The 15,043-nt window shown below is 62.3% G+C and carries 10 protein-coding genes; 9 read left to right on the top strand and 1 reads right to left on the bottom strand.

The window, feature by feature from the left end:
- Positions 1–37: 37 nt before the first annotated feature.
- Positions 38–1,978 (bottom strand): BCCT family transporter, encoded by a 1,941-nt coding sequence (locus CKW29_RS19905; protein WP_256577110.1) that lies wholly within the window; start codon positions 1,976–1,978, stop codon positions 38–40.
- A gap of 482 nt (positions 1,979–2,460) precedes the next feature.
- Here CKW29_RS19905 and betI point away from each other — a divergent pair, with 482 nt between their 5' ends.
- The 9 genes from betI (at position 2,461) to CKW29_RS19860 (ending at position 14,916) form a co-directional block, all read left to right on the top strand.
- The gene (gene betI / locus CKW29_RS19900) at positions 2,461–3,069 is read left to right on the top strand and encodes a transcriptional regulator BetI (protein WP_095147481.1); all 609 of its coding nucleotides are present in this window, start codon (positions 2,461–2,463) and stop codon (positions 3,067–3,069) included.
- 178 nt (positions 3,070–3,247) lie between these two features.
- Positions 3,248–4,720 (top strand): betaine-aldehyde dehydrogenase, encoded by a 1,473-nt coding sequence (gene betB, locus CKW29_RS19895; RefSeq protein ID WP_095147480.1) that lies wholly within the window; start codon positions 3,248–3,250, stop codon positions 4,718–4,720.
- A gap of 143 nt (positions 4,721–4,863) precedes the next feature.
- Positions 4,864–6,567 (top strand): choline dehydrogenase, encoded by a 1,704-nt coding sequence (gene betA / locus CKW29_RS19890; RefSeq protein ID WP_095147479.1) that lies wholly within the window; start codon positions 4,864–4,866, stop codon positions 6,565–6,567.
- 267 nt (positions 6,568–6,834) lie between these two features.
- Positions 6,835–7,530 carry an RraA family protein gene (locus tag CKW29_RS19885; protein WP_095147478.1) on the top strand — a complete coding sequence of 232 codons (696 nt, stop codon included), beginning with the start codon at positions 6,835–6,837 and terminating at the stop codon, positions 7,528–7,530.
- 160 nt (positions 7,531–7,690) lie between these two features.
- On the top strand, positions 7,691–9,133 hold the full coding sequence (locus tag CKW29_RS19880) for a TldD/PmbA family protein (protein WP_095147477.1): 1,443 nt from the start codon (positions 7,691–7,693) through the stop codon (positions 9,131–9,133).
- The gene (locus tag CKW29_RS19875) at positions 9,133–10,470 is read left to right on the top strand and encodes a TldD/PmbA family protein (RefSeq protein WP_095148949.1); all 1,338 of its coding nucleotides are present in this window, start codon (positions 9,133–9,135) and stop codon (positions 10,468–10,470) included. Before CKW29_RS19880 ends, CKW29_RS19875 begins: the two co-directional genes overlap by 1 nt.
- Positions 10,471–10,605: 135 nt before the next feature.
- Complete coding sequence (gene mdtD, locus CKW29_RS19870) at positions 10,606–12,033, top strand: multidrug transporter subunit MdtD (RefSeq protein ID WP_095147475.1); 1,428 nt, start codon at positions 10,606–10,608, stop codon at positions 12,031–12,033.
- Positions 12,034–12,189: 156 nt separating this feature from the next.
- Positions 12,190–13,527 carry an ATP-dependent RNA helicase DbpA gene (gene dbpA, locus CKW29_RS19865; RefSeq protein ID WP_371850799.1) on the top strand — a complete coding sequence of 446 codons (1,338 nt, stop codon included), beginning with the start codon at positions 12,190–12,192 and terminating at the stop codon, positions 13,525–13,527.
- Between the two features lie 210 nt (positions 13,528–13,737).
- Positions 13,738–14,916 (top strand): NAD(P)/FAD-dependent oxidoreductase, encoded by a 1,179-nt coding sequence (locus CKW29_RS19860; protein WP_095147473.1) that lies wholly within the window; start codon positions 13,738–13,740, stop codon positions 14,914–14,916.
- Positions 14,917–15,043 lie beyond the last annotated feature (127 nt).

The raw sequence follows: 15,043 nt of genomic DNA, 5'->3' as shown, positions 1-15,043 counted from the left end.
GATGCGGTGCAGTTGATGCACCGCATCACCTCAAGTCTTAGCTGTAAACCCGGCCAAGGAGCTGCCGATGGCTTTCAAACTGATCGAGCACGTCACGGGTGATCTGATCCTGAGTGAAGCCCATCAAGTCGTATTCCTGGCTGCCGTTGTGCAGGTACACCTCAGCGCGGTAGTAACGCGTACGCGTTTCATCCGGGCTCGGCGATTCGCTTGGCGCGGCCAGGTAGCCGTCCAGGCTCACTTCGTAGACAAACGGGTTGCCCTCTTCCATCTCGATCCGCACGCCCATGCAACGCTTGGCTTTGCCCAGCAGCGTCTGCACATCCAGACCCTGAGTACGCAGTTGCACCGCCGCATCTTCCAGCGCCGGGCTCACGTGCTTGTCCATGAAGCGTTGCACGATCGCTTGGGTCGGTTGCAGTTCCAGCGCCGTCAGACGCTCACTGAAGCCGCGACGACCACGCGCCGCCAGTTCGGCTTGTTCCTGTTCGATCTGCACGTCCTGGCGCATCGCCTTGTGCAAACCGAACATAAAGAACACCAGCACCACCGAGAACGGCAGGCCGGCCAGCACCACCATGGTCTGCATGGCTTCGAAGTTACCGGCAAACAGCAGGCCGATGGTCACCAGCGTGATCACCACGGACCAGAAGATCCGCAACCAGTGCGGGGCGTCTTCGTCGACGTTGCCGCCCTTGCAGGACAGGTTCGCCATCATCACCGCGCCCGAGTCGGCCGGGGTCAGGAACAGTACGAAACCGACAAAGATCGACACACCGATCACGATCTTCGACGCCGGGTAATGCTCGAGCAACTGGTAGATCGCCATGGACGGCTGCTCGAGCGCCGTCTTGCCAAGCTCCACCGCCCCCTGGTTCATCACCAGGTCCAGGGCCGAGTTACCGAAGATCGACAGCCACGCCAGGGTGAAGCCCAACGGAATCAGCAGCACGCCGGCGACCAGTTCACGCACGGTACGACCACGGGAAATACGCGCGATGAACATGCCCACGAAGGGTGCCCAGGAAATCCACCAGGCCCAGTAGAACAGGGTCCACAGGCCCAACCAGCGCTCAGACTTGGCGTTATCGGCTTCATACACATACAGGTCGAAGGTTTTCAGCACCACGCCGTTGAGGTAGTCACCGATGTTCTGCACGAAGCCGTTGAGCAGGTGCAGGGTCGGGCCGAACAGCAGCACGAAAATCAGCAAGCCGCTGAACAGCACAATGTTCAGGTTGGACAGGCGGCGGATACCGTTTTCCACACCCGACACCGCCGCGATGGTCGCCACGGTGCTCATGACGATAATCACGATCAGCAGGTTGGTATTGCTGTGCTCCATGCCGAACAGGTTCTCAAGCCCCGACGACACTTGCAGCGAGCCAATCCCCAGGTTGGTCACCAGGCCCAGCAGGGTCACGAACATGCCGAAGCCGTCCACCGCATGACCGGCCGCGCCCTTGACCCAGCGCTCGCCCACCAACGGATACAGCGCCGAACGCAACGCCAGCGGTTGGTTATGACGATAGGCAAAGTACGCCACCGCCAGGCCGACCAAGGCATAGATCGCCCAGCCATGCAGGCCCCAATGCAGGAAGGTCAGCTGTACCGCCTGACGCGCCGCCAGATTGCTGCCGGCCACGCCTTCTGGCGGGTTGAAGTAGTGGTCCAGAGGCTCGGAAGCACCGAAGTACAGCAGCGAGATGCCGATACCGGACGAGAACAGCATCCCGGCCCAGGCGCCATAGCTGAAGTCCGGGGTGTCGTCCTTGCTGCCCAGCTTGAGCTTGCCGTAGGACGAAAACGCCAGGCCCACGACGAATACCAGGTAGGCGGCGATCACCACCATGTAGTACCAGCCGAAGCTTCGCGACAACCAGGCCTGGGCAACCCCCAGCACTCTCCCGGCTTCTTGCGGCGCGGCAATGAGAATGGCGGTCAGCAGCAGAATCAATGCGGTGGAGGTGTAGAACACCCAACCGTTGACCGTCACCTTCTCGGGTGGGGTCTTTATAAGAGAGGCAGAACTCATTGCACAGATGCTCCAGGCAGTGCGAGAGAAGGACACAAGGCAAAGCAGTACCCGACCAATCGGTTAGTTGGCAGCCGACCGACGGGTGATATAAAGACACCCCGAAAAAAGCCCGAAACCGCGGCACAAGCATGGAAAACCGACCTCGAAGGTCTTGCGCGCGTACAAGACGTCGCACATGACCCTAAGCGTCATGCCCATTCAGTTCGTCCGTCGCTATCGGTTCGCAGCATGCCCCGCGTGGGTTTCGAGCTTTTTTGGATGTCGTTTTTCCGCCGACTACACCGAGGAAAAACCTGTAGGCAGCGACGATTTGTCGCAGATCTTATTCTTTGTTGATTGAACGTTCAATCAAAACAAAATAGACTGGCCCTCAATCCAGCAGCCGCTTGTCGACCGCTGGAAGGCCTAAGGAGATGTGCAAGATGCCCAAGGTCGGTATGCAACCCATCCGCCGCCAGCAATTGATCGAAGCCACGTTGCAGGCCGTCGATCAGGTCGGCATGGGGGACGCCAGCATTGCGCTGATCGCCCGTTTGGCCGGTGTCTCGAATGGCATCATCAGTCACTATTTTCAGGACAAGAATGGCCTGATCGCCGCCACGATGCGGTATCTGATGAGCGTCCTCAGCGAGAACGTCACCGCGCGCCGCCAGGCGCTGGGAGATGACAGCCCACGGGCTCATCTGCAGGTGATTATCGAAGGCAACTTCGACGCCAGCCAGGTCAATGGCCCGGCAATGAAAACCTGGTTGGCCTTCTGGGCCACCAGCATGCACCAGCCGTCTTTGCACAGGTTGCAGCGGATCAACGATCACCGCCTGTATTCCAACCTGTGCTGCCAGTTCCGCCGCGTGTTGCCGCTTGATCAAGCGCGCAGCGCCGCCCGCGGCCTGGCAGCGCTCATCGATGGCTTGTGGTTGCGCGGCGCGCTGTCAGGAGACGCTTTCGACACCGAGCAGGCGCAACGAATCGCTTACGAATACATGGATATCCAACTGGCCAAGCAGGAGTGCAAAAGCACGAGTGCATAGACCAGAAAACTAAATAAATACGCGGTTTAAAAACGTAGCGAGCGAAGGCAAGACAAGGCGAAAACCGACGAGTAAGCAGAGTTGACTTTAGTCAATGAGCATTACGAGGAGGTTTTCAACCCAGGATTGTCGAGCGCAGTAGTTTTTAGCCCACCACTTATGCACTTGCGAGGACTCTATGGCCCGTTTCGAACTGCAAAAACTCTACATCGATGGCGGCTACACCGACGCTGGCAGCGATGCCACCTTCGAAGCCATCAACCCGGCTAACGGTGAAGTTCTCGCCAAAGTGCAACGTGCGACCTTCGACGACGTTGAACGCGCTGTCGTCAGCGCCGAAAAAGGCCAGAAAGTCTGGGCCGCGATGACCGCCATGGAGCGTTCGCGCATCCTGCGCCGTGCCGTTGACATCCTGCGCGAGCGCAACGATGAACTGGCCGCCCTGGAAACCCTGGACACCGGCAAGTCGTACTCCGAAACCCGCTACGTCGACATCGTCACCGGCGCAGACGTGCTGGAATACTACGCAGGCCTGGTGCCCGCCATCGAAGGCGAGCAAATCCCGCTGCGCACCACCTCGTTCGTCTACACCCGTCGCGAGCCGCTGGGTGTCGTGGCCGGTATCGGCGCGTGGAACTACCCGATCCAGATCGCCCTGTGGAAATCCGCGCCAGCCCTGGCGGCCGGTAACGCGATGATCTTCAAGCCAAGCGAAGTCACTTCCCTGACCACCTTGAAACTGGCCGAGATCTACACCGAGGCAGGCCTGCCAGACGGCGTGTTCAACGTCCTGACCGGCAGCGGTCGTGAAGTCGGCACCTGGCTGACCGAGCACCCGCGCATCGAAAAAATCTCCTTCACCGGCGGCACCGACACCGGCAAGAAAGTCATGGCCAGCGCCTCCGCTTCCTCGCTCAAAGACGTGACCATGGAACTGGGTGGCAAGTCCCCGCTGATCATTTTCGACGACGCCGACCTGGATCGCGCAGCCGACACCGCCATGATGGCCAACTTCTACAGCTCCGGTCAGGTCTGCACCAACGGCACTCGCGTGTTCGTACCGAGCCACCTGAAAGCCGCTTTCGAAGCCAAGATCGTTGAGCGCGTTGCCCGCATCCGCGTTGGCAACCCGCAAGACGAGAACACCAACTTCGGCCCACTGGTCAGCTTCGCCCACATGGAAAGCGTGCTGGGCTACATCGCCAAGGGCAAGGAAGAAGGCGCTCGCGTCCTGTGCGGCGGCGGTCGCCTGACCGACGGCGAATTCGCCAAGGGCGCGTTCGTGGCGCCGACCGTGTTCACCGACTGCACCGACGACATGACCATCGTTCGTGAAGAGATCTTCGGCCCGGTGATGAGCATCCTCACCTATGAAACCGAAGAAGAAGTGATCCGCCGCGCCAACGACACCGACTTCGGCCTGGCCGCGGGTGTCGTGACCACGGACCTGAACCGCGCTCACCGCGTGATTCATCAGCTCGAAGCCGGTATCTGCTGGATCAACGCCTGGGGCGAGTCCGACGCCAAGATGCCGGTCGGTGGCTACAAGCAGTCGGGTGTGGGCCGTGAGAACGGCATCAGCTCGCTGAACAACTTCACTCGCATCAAATCGGTACAGGTTGAGCTGGGCGATTACGCCTCGGTTTTCTGAGTAGGCCGAAGCGGCAAGCTTCAAGCTGCAAGTTAGAAGCAAGATCAACAGCAGCCTGCGCTTGCCGCACCATTCTCAAGAACACCGCTCGCCCGCTCTTGCTTGCGGCTTGAAGCTTGGAGCTTGCAGCTCCCGGAGATCTCATGACCACTGAATACGACTACATCATTGTGGGTGCCGGCTCGGCCGGTAATACCCTGGCGACCCGTCTGACCGAAGACGAAGGCGTCACCGTCCTGCTGCTCGAAGCCGGCGGCCCGGACTACCGTTTCGACTTTCGCACCCAAATGCCTGCGGCCCTGGCGTTCCCGCTGCAAGGCCGTCGCTACAACTGGGCCTACGAAACCGATCCAGAGCCACACATGGACGGTCGCCGGATGGAATGCGGTCGCGGCAAGGGCCTGGGTGGCTCGTCCCTGATCAACGGCATGTGCTACATCCGCGGCAACGCCATGGACTACGACGGCTGGGCGAAAAACCCTGGCCTTGAGGACTGGACGTACCTGGATTGCCTGCCGTATTTCCGCAAAGCCGAAACCCGTGACATCGGCCCGAACGACTACCACGGTGGCGAAGGCCCGGTCAGCGTGACCACCCCTAAAGCCGGTAACAACCCGCTGTTCCACGCGATGGTTGAAGCAGGCGTACAGGCCGGTTATCCGCGTACCGAAGACCTGAACGGCTACCAGCAGGAAGGTTTCGGTCCGATGGACCGTACCGTGACGCCCAAAGGCCGTCGTTCCAGCACCGCGCGCGGCTACCTGGATACCGCCAAGAAACGCTCGACCCTGAACATCGTCACCCACGCCCTGACCGACAAGATTCTGTTCGAAGGCAAGCGTGCCGTTGGCGTGCGCTATCTGGTTGGCAGCGCCGAAGAACGCGTTGAAGCCCGTGCCCGCAAGGAAGTGCTGGTGTGCAGCGGCGCAATCGCTTCGCCACAGCTCCTGCAACGTTCCGGCGTTGGCCCGGCCAAGCTTCTGGAAAGCCTGGACATCCCGGTGGTTCACGACCTGCCAGGCGTGGGCGAGAACCTGCAGGACCACCTGGAACTGTACCTGCAATACGCGTGCACCCAGCCGGTTTCGCTGTACCCGTCGCTGCTCTGGTACAACCAGCCAGCCATTGGTGCCGAGTGGCTGTTCAACGGCACCGGTATCGGCGCCAGCAACCAGTTCGAAGCCGGCGGTTTCATCCGTACTCGTCCGGATTTCGAATGGCCGAACATTCAGTACCACTTCCTGCCAGTCGCGATTAACTACAACGGCAGCAACGGGGTGAAAGAGCACGGCTTCCAGGCACACATGGGCTCCATGCGCTCGCCAAGCCGCGGCCGTATCCAGGTCAAATCCAAGGATCCGCGCCAGCACCCGAGCATCCTGTTCAACTACATGGCCACCGAGCAGGACTGGCAGGAATTCCGCGACGGCATCCGCCTGACCCGTGAAATCATGCAGCAGCCGGCCCTGGACGCCTTCCGTGGTCGCGAGCTGAGCCCGGGCATCGAGGTACAGACCGACGAGCAACTGGATAAATTCATCCGTGAGCACGCCGAAACCGCGTTCCACCCATCCTGCTCGTGCAAGATGGGCACCGACGAGATGGCCGTGGTCGATGGTCAGGGCCGCGTGCACGGGATGCAGGGCCTGCGTGTGGTCGATGCCTCGATCATGCCGCTGATTACCACCGGCAACCTGAACGCTCCAACGATCATGATGGCCGAGAAAATCGCCGACAAGATCCGTGGTCGTCAGCCATTGCCACGCAGCCAGGCCAAGTACTACGTCGCAGGCGCCGCCCCGGTACGTGGCAAGCCATTGCGTGAAGTGGGCCCAACCGCGCAGTAACCCGTCACTTCTGTGATCGTTCCCACGCTCCGTGTGGGAATGCATCCTGTGACGCTCTGCGTCACGCCTGCATTGGGACGCGGAGCGTCCCGGGCGGCATTCCCACGCAGAGCGTGGGAACGATCCGCCTACACCGCGCGCCCCCCTTCCTATACCGCCCCACCCTTGCTCCCTCCCCCCGCGCCGGCCTACTCTAGGTATCGCGCAAACGTTTCACCCCCCGCCCCCACCGACAAGCCATCACCTGGCTGACCACGAGGCTTTCTCATGTTTGATGTCGTGTCTTCGAGCAAATGGCCCACCGGCTACCTGATCAATCCCAACGTAGAACCCCTCGATCCAAAATGGCTGACCGAGTTCAGCAAGATCCCCGCGGCGGCCGTTAGCGACTGCCTGGGCCGCAACGTCGGCGGCCTGGGCTTGAAAGCGTTCCACGGCAACGCGCCGATGCTCGGCAGTGCACTGACGGTGCGCGTACGCCCGGGCGACAACCTGATGATCCTCAAGGCCATGCAGATGGCTCGCCCGGGTGACGTGCTGGTGATCGACGGCAGCGCCGACCTGACCCGCGCCGTGTTCGGCGGCATCATGCGAGCCATGGCGCTCAAGGCCGGGATCGTCGGCGTGGTGATCAACGGCGCCCTGCGGGACCTCGACGAGTGGCAAACCGGCGAGCTGCCGGCCTACGCCATCGGCGGCGTACACCGTGGCCCGAGCACCGACGGTGGTGGAGAGATCAACGTACCGATCTCCTGCGCCGGCATGCTGGTCGCCCCGGGTGACCTGATGATCGGCGATGGCGATGGCGTGGTCGCCGCCGCCCGGGCCGAACTGCCGGAATTGCTGGTGCGTTGCCACGACCTGCTCGCGCGGGAACAGGCTACGCTTGCGGCTATCGAAGCCGGCACCCTGGACCCGGATCGCTTCGACGCCATCCTGCGCGCCAAGGGTTGCCCGGTTTAAGCGGCAAAAGCTTCGCGGGCAAGTCGGATCGCCGCCCGGCCCGCTCCCACAATGTCAGGGTGTGAATCACCAATGTGCGACTGATCCAGATCCTGTGGGAGCGGGCTTGCCCGCGAAGAGGCCCTCAAGGCCACCGCGTATTCACAAGGAGGTTCTCCGAATGTTCGATTTCCACCCCCAACTCAAGCAGCGCTTTGCGGCACTGCGCACGGGTGCCGAGTTTTTTTCGCTGCGCTATGTACGCGAGTCTGGCCAGTACCTGTCGGTGCGCAAGAACGTTGCCGAGCCGCCACGCCTGAGCCGCGATGAAGGCGCGATGCTGACCGCACGGGTCAATGGCGTCGAAGCCTATGCCGCGACCAACGACCTGTCGTGTGCCGGCCTGCAAGCCGCCCTCGAGCGCGCCGAACAACAGGCCCGCTCGATCGCCGCCCATGCCCTGCTCGACTTGCGCCAACAGCCGGTGTCCAGCGAGCGCGCCGACTACCTGTCACCGAATGTGCAACAGGCTTTTCCGTCCCTCAGCGAGTGCTACCAACTGCTCGGCGCCGAGTCCGCCGCCGTGCCCAAGGACGAGCGCCTGGTGAATTGGGAAGTCAGCATCGGCATCACCCATGTCGAGCAGATCTACCTCAACAGCGCTGGCGCCGAACTGCGCCAGGCGCAACGTTTCGTGTATCCGGGGCTGGACGTCACCGCCTACGACGGCAATGACAGCCAGACCCGCAGCCTGGGCCGCGAGAACTTCGGTCAGCAAGGCGGTGCCGATGTGATCAGTCGCTGCGGGTTGATCGGCGCCGGACCGACCGTGGCCGATCAGGCCCTGCAATTGCTGCTGGCACCCAACACCCCGCAAGACACGTGCGATCTGTTGCTGATGCCCGACCAGATGATGCTGCAGATCCACGAGTCCATCGGCCATCCGCTGGAGCTGGACCGGATCCTCGGCGATGAACGCAACTACGCCGGTACCAGCTTCGTCAAGACCAGCGATTTCGGCAGCCTGCAGTACGGCTCCCGACTGCTCAACGTGACCTTCGACCCGGATATTCCCGAGGAGCTGGCCAGCTACGGTCATGACGACGACGGCACTGCGGCAAGCAAACAATTCCTGATCCGCGAAGGCCTGCTGGAGCGCCCGCTCGGTGGTGCGCTGTCGCAGTTCCGGGCCAGCATGAACGGCGTCGCCAACAGCCGCGCCTGCGGCTGGAACCGTCCGCCCATCGACCGCATGGCCAACCTCAACATCGAGCCCGGCGACCAGTCGCTTGAGCAACTGATTGGCGGCATCGAGCGCGGCGTACTGATGTCGACCAACCGTTCATGGTCCATCGACGATGCGCGCAACAAATTCCAGTTCGGCTGCGAGTGGGGCCAACTGATCGAAAACGGTGAACTCAAGGGCGTGGTGAAGAACCCCAACTACCGGGGCATCTCCGCGCAGTTCTGGCGCAACCTCAGCGCGGTGGGCGATGCCAGCACGCGCCAGGTGCTGGGCACGCCGAACTGCGGCAAAGGCGAACCGAACCAGGTGATCCGCGTCGGCCATGCGTCGCCGGCCTGCGTGTTCAGCAACATTGATGTGTTTGGGGGAGACGCCTGATGGCGACAGTCATGAGCCAGGTCGAACAATTCAAAGCACTGGTGGCCTGCCTGCGCACCGCCCTGCGCGAGCCAGAACAGTTCACCCTGGGCTACGCCGCCGAATCGTCCGCCTTCGTGCGTTTCAACCACGCCAAGGTGCGCCAGGCCGGCCAGGTCCAGCAGGCCAGCCTGGACTTGAAACTGATCAACAACGGGCGTCATGCCGACTTGCGCATCACCCTGGCAGGCGATCCCGAGGTCGACGCCCAGCGCCTGACCGAAAGCCTGCAGCAACTGCGCGACACCCTGCCGTGGCTGCCCCAGGACCCGTACCTGCTGCTCAACCACAACGGTTGGCAGAGTAAAAGCGTACAGGCCCATCCCCTGCCGGAGACCGAGCATGTGGTCACCGCGATCGCCCGCGCCGCCGAAGGCCTGGATCTGGTCGGCTTCTACGCCGCAGGGCCCATCAGCCGGGGCTTTGCCAGTTCCGCCGGAGCCTTCGGTTGGCATCAGGCCAACAGCTTCAACTTTGACTTCAGCCTGTTCCACACCAACGGCCAGGCCGTGAAAGCCAGCTATGCCGGCCATGAATGGAGTGACGAGGGATTCGCCCAGCGCTTCCAGCAGGCGCGTGAGCAACTGGCGTTCCTGGGGCGACCGCTACGCACCCTCGCACCGGGCCAATACCGCGCCTACCTGGCGCCCGCGGCGCTGGACGAAATCCTCGGCATGCTCTGCTGGGGCGGGTTCTCGGCGCAGTCGATTGCCAGTAAGAACAGCCCGCTGCAACGGCTCTACGCCGGCGACAGCCGTTTCAGTCCGCTGCTGTCGCTGGATGAAAAGGTCAGCGGTTCCCTGAGCCCGGCGTTCTCCGATGAAGGCTACCCGCGCAGCGACCTGGCCCTGATCGTTGCCGGCAACGCCGGCGAGCGCCTGGTGAGTTCGCGCAGTGCCGCCGAGTACGGCCTGAGCGCCAATGGGGCCGGTAACGGCGAGTCGCCCAGCGCCCTGAACATGGCCGCCGGCACATTGCCCGATGCCGAAATTCTCAAGCAGCTCGGCACCGGCCTGTACATCAGCAACCTGTGGTACCTCAACTACTCGGACCAACCGGCCGCCCGCCTGACCGGCATGACCCGTTTCGCGACCTTCTGGGTCGAGAACGGCGAGATCCAGGCCTCGGTGAGCACCATGCGGTTCGATGACAGCGCCTACAGTTTGCTGGGATCGCAACTGGAAGCGCTGACCCGCGAGCGGGAGCTGATCCTGTCAGCCAGTACCTACGACCAACGCGCTACCGCCTCGGCATTGTTGCCAGGGGCGCTGGTCAGCCGCCTGACCTTGACCCTTTGACACAGATCGTTCCCGCGCTCTGCGTGGGAATGCAGCCGGGACGCTCCGCGCCCCTACCGAAGCGGACGCGGAGCGTCCATTGAGGCATTCCCACGCGGGAGCGTGGGAACGATCATCTCAAAAAGAAGAGGTCCCATGCCCAACCGCCCAGCCCTAGACGCCACCACCGCCCGCTGGATCCCGTGGGTGGTGGCAATTGCGTTTTTCATGCAGTCCCTGGACGGGACCATCCTCAACACCGCCCTGCCCGCCATGGCCCGCGACCTGGCCGAAGACCCGCTGCGCATGCAGGGCGTGATCATTGCCTACATGCTCACGGTGGCCTTGCTGATTCCGGCATCGGGCTGGATCGCCGACCGCTTTGGCACCCGGAAAATCTTCTTCGGCGCGATTGTGCTGTTCAGCCTCGGCTCGGTGCTGTGTGCGCTGTCGGAGTCGTTGAGCATGCTGATCGGCGCCCGGGTGATCCAGGGGCTGGGGGGTGCGTTGATGCTGCCGGTCGGACGCCTGGTGGTGCTGCGCGCATACCCGCGTTCGGAGCTGGTGCGGATCATGGGCTTTATCACCATTCCCGGCCTGCTCGGTCCGTTGATCGGCCCGACCATGGGGGGCTGGATGGTGCAGTACCTGACCTGGCACTGGATCTTCCTGATCAACCTGCCGGTGGGGCTGGTCGGTTGCTATGCCGTGTGGAAGTTCATCCCTGACCTGCGCGGCGCTGAGCGTACCCGCTTCGACAGCCTCGGGTTCGTGCTGTTTGGTGCGGCCATGGTGCTGATCACCATTGCCATGGAAGGCCTGGGAGAACTGCACCTGCCGCACCTGCGGGTGATGTTGCTGCTGTTCGCCGGCATGGCCTGCCTGGCCGCGTATTGGCTGCGTGCCGGGCATATCGACAACCCCATGTTCGCCCCCTCGCTGTTCAAAACCCGGACCTTTGCCGTGGGCATTCTCGGCAACCTGTTCGCCCGCCTGGGCAGCGGCGCCCTGCCCTTTCTCGTCCCCTTGCTGCTGCAAGTGGCGATGGGGTATTCGCCGTCCCAGGCGGGGATGAGCATGTTGCCGCTGGCCGCGGCGGCCATGATTGCCAAGTGGGTGGCACGCCCGTTGATCGAGCGCCTGGGCTACCGCATCGTCCTGACCGGCAACACCCTGGCACTGGGGATCATGCTGGCGAGCATGGGCCTGGTCAGCGAACAGACGCCGTATTGGCTGCTGCTGGTGCTACTGGCGATTCTGGGGGCGATCAACTCCTTGCAGTTCACTGCGATGAACACCGTGACCCTGATCGACCTCGACGACGCCAGCGCCAGCAGCGGCAACAGCTTGCTGTCGGTGGTCGCGCAACTGGCCCTGAGCCTGGGCGTGGCCTGTGCCGGCGCGTTGCTGGGCGGCTTTACCGCAGAAACCGGAAACGGCGCTGCCAGCAATGTGCTTGAGGCCTTCCAGCTGACCTTTGTGACGGTCGGAATCATGGCCATGCTGGCGGCGGCGATCTTTTTGCAGCTGTCACCAAATGACGGACGGCGGGACAAAGGCCCGGAAAAGCACATAGAGCCTTAGTTTCCAGACGATAAGTGCCTGCGCTCGGCGACTTCTCGTCTGGAAACTACAGGTGTTTGGCCACCGGGCTGGTACACTGCGCGACATTTTGTTTTGCAGGCCCGTCCCGTGACCACCATCGCCACCGCTTTTAATACTTTGCCGCTGTCCGCCGCCATGCTGGCTAACCTCGACTCCCTCGGTTATGCCCAGATGACGCCGATCCAGGCGCAAAGCTTGCCGGTGATCCTCAAGGGGATGGACCTGATCGCCCAGGCCAAGACCGGCAGCGGCAAGACTGCGGCCTTCGGTATCGGCCTGCTGAACCCGATCAACCCGCGCTACTTCGGTTGCCAGGCGCTGGTGATCTGCCCAACGCGTGAGCTGGCCGACCAGGTGGCCAAGGAAATCCGTCGCCTGGCCCGCGCCGAAGACAACATCAAGGTGCTGACCCTGTGTGGCGGCGTGTCCTTCGGCCCACAGATCGGCTCGCTGGAACATGGCGCGCACATCATCGTTGGCACCCCGGGGCGTATCCAGCAACACCTGCGCAAGGGTTCGCTGGTGCTGCACGGCCTGAACACCCTGATCCTCGACGAAGCCGACCGCATGCTCGACATGGGTTTCTACGACTCCATCGAAGAAATCATCATGCAGGCCCCGGAGCGTCGCCAGACCCTGCTGTTTTCCGCCACCTACCCGGTGGGCATCAAGCAACTGGCCTCGAAGTTCATGCGCAACCCGCAGCAAGTGAAGGCCGAGGCGTTCCACGACGACACGCAGATCGAACAGCGCTTCTACGAGATCTCCCCGGAAGAGCGCATGAGCGCGGTGACCAAGGTCCTCGGCCACTTCCGCCCGGCCTCTTGCGTGGCTTTCTGCTTCACCAAGCAGCAGGTGCAGGAAACCGTCGACCACCTGACCGCCAAAGGCATCTCGGCCGTTGGCCTGCACGGTGACCTGGAACAGCGCGACCGCGACCAGGTCCTGGCGATGTTCGCCAACCGCAGCACCTCGGTGCTGGTGGCCACCGACGTCGCCGCTCGCGGCCTGGACATCGACGCACTGGACATGGTGATCAACGTCGAACTGGCCCGCGACTCGGAAATCCACATTCACCGCGTAGGCCGTACCGGTCGTGCCGGTGAGAAAGGCATCGCCGTCAGCCTCGTCGCACCGTCCGAAGCCCATCGCGCCCAAGCCATCGAGCAACTGCAGAAGACGCCATTGACCTGGGATCAGGTGGACAACCTGACGTCTCAGGGCGGCGGCCCGCTGCTGCCGGCCATGAGCACCCTGTGCATCGGCGCCGGCCGTAAAGACAAGGTCCGCCCGGGCGACATCCTTGGCGCACTGACCGGCGACGCCGGCGTTCCGGGCGCCCAGGTCGGCAAGATTGCGATCTTCGACTTCCAGGCCTACGTCGCGGTCGACCGCAGCATCGCCAAGCAAGCCCTGCAGCGCCTGAACGACGGCAAGATCAAAGGCCGCTCGTTGCGCGTGCGGATTTTGTAAGGAATCTTTGAACACCGACCTTTGTAGGAGCGAGCTTGCTCGCGATGAACTCAAGAGCAACGCGTTTAATCAGAAAACACGCGTTATCGTTGACGTCCATCGCGAGCACGCTCGCTCCTACAAATGCGACTTCACTTCCTTAACTGACTGGCATCAGGGTAAGCCCGCTCCCACACTGATTTTGTGGTTACACATTTTGAGGACACCGTTTTGCGCTCTACCGAAGTCGTGATCATTGGCGCTGGCGCCGCAGGGTTGATGTGTGCACTGACCGCCGCCGGGCGCGGGCGCAAGGTGATGTTGCTGGACCACGCCAACAAGGCGGGCAAGAAAATCCTCATGTCCGGCGGTGGACGCTGTAATTTCACCAACATGTACACAGAACCAAGCAATTTCCTCTCGCAGAACGCACATTTCTGCAAATCCGCACTGGCGCGCTACACCCAGTGGGATTTCATCGGGATGGTCGCCAAGCACGGCGTGCCCTACCACGAGAAAAAACTCGGCCAGCTGTTCTGCGATAACAAGTCCAGCGACATCCTTGGCATGCTGCTCGACGAATGCGATCAGGTGGGCGTCAACCTGCACCTGGACACGTCGATCCAGCAGATCGAGAAAACCGAGAGCGGCTACCTGCTGGAGACCACTCTGGGCCAGGTCACCTGCGAGTCGTTGGTGATCGCCACCGGCGGCCTGTCGATCCCGACCCTGGGCGCCACCGGTTTTGGTTATCAGGTGGCCAAACAGTTCGGCCACACGCTGCTGCCGACCCGTGCCGGCCTGGTGCCGTTTACCATCACCGACCAGCTCAAGGAGCTGTGCGGCGAGTTGTCCGGCACTTCGGTGGATTGCCTGGTGAGCTGCAACGACCAGAGTTTCCGCGAAAACATCCTGTTCACCCACCGCGGCCTCAGCGGCCCGGCGATCCTGCAGATTTCCTCGTTCTGGCAATCCGGCGACACGGTTGAAATCAACCTGATGCCGGACCATGACGTGCCGACCTGGCTGCAACAGCAACAGGCCGAGCGACCGAACAGCGAGTTGAAAACCCTGCTGGGCGAGATCTTCACCAAGAAGATGGCCAACCTGCTGGCCGACAGCTGGTTCGCCTCCAAACCGATGAAGCAGTACACCCACGCCGAGATTGCCGAGATCGCCGAAAAACTCGCGAGCTGGAAGCTGGTCCCGGCCGGCACCGAAGGCTATCGCACCGCCGAAGTCACCCTGGGTGGCGTCGACACCCACGAAGTCTCCTCGAAAACCATGGAATCGCTGAAAAGCCCTGGCTTGTACTTCATCGGCGAAGTGCTCGATGTGACCGGGCACCTGGGCGGCTTCAACTTCCAGTGGGCCTGGGCCTCGGGTTATGCGGCGGCGCAGTACGCCTGACCCGACCCAAAACCTGCGAGAGGCTACCGAGCGGAACACTTTTTGCTGCCGGATGTGATCGGCGCCATTGCGTCGACGTCATTACTGGCTCAATTTAGCGTCATTGCCTCGGAAGGCCTTCGCACTT

This window comes from Pseudomonas sp. Irchel s3a18 (genome assembly GCF_900187535.1).
Taxonomy (GTDB): domain Bacteria; phylum Pseudomonadota; class Gammaproteobacteria; order Pseudomonadales; family Pseudomonadaceae; genus Aquipseudomonas.
Note: the sequence above shows the minus strand (reverse complement) of the source record. Positions and strands in the feature narration are given on the sequence as shown.

What these genes read in the sequence shown, in the direction of transcription:
- CKW29_RS19885 (WP_095147478.1), top strand. Translation starts at nt 6,835, where the DNA reads ATGTTTGATGTCGTGTCTTCGAGCAAATGGCCCACCGGCTACCTGATC.
- CKW29_RS19875 (WP_095148949.1), top strand. Translation starts at nt 9,133, where the DNA reads ATGGCGACAGTCATGAGCCAGGTCGAACAATTCAAAGCACTGGTGGCC.
- mdtD (WP_095147475.1), top strand. Translation starts at nt 10,606, where the DNA reads ATGCCCAACCGCCCAGCCCTAGACGCCACCACCGCCCGCTGGATCCCG.
- dbpA (WP_371850799.1), top strand. Translation starts at nt 12,190, where the DNA reads ATGCTGGCTAACCTCGACTCCCTCGGTTATGCCCAGATGACGCCGATC.
- betA (WP_095147479.1), top strand. Translation starts at nt 4,864, where the DNA reads ATGACCACTGAATACGACTACATCATTGTGGGTGCCGGCTCGGCCGGT.
- CKW29_RS19880 (WP_095147477.1), top strand. Translation starts at nt 7,691, where the DNA reads ATGTTCGATTTCCACCCCCAACTCAAGCAGCGCTTTGCGGCACTGCGC.
- betB (WP_095147480.1), top strand. Translation starts at nt 3,248, where the DNA reads ATGGCCCGTTTCGAACTGCAAAAACTCTACATCGATGGCGGCTACACC.
- betI (WP_095147481.1), top strand. Translation starts at nt 2,461, where the DNA reads ATGCCCAAGGTCGGTATGCAACCCATCCGCCGCCAGCAATTGATCGAA.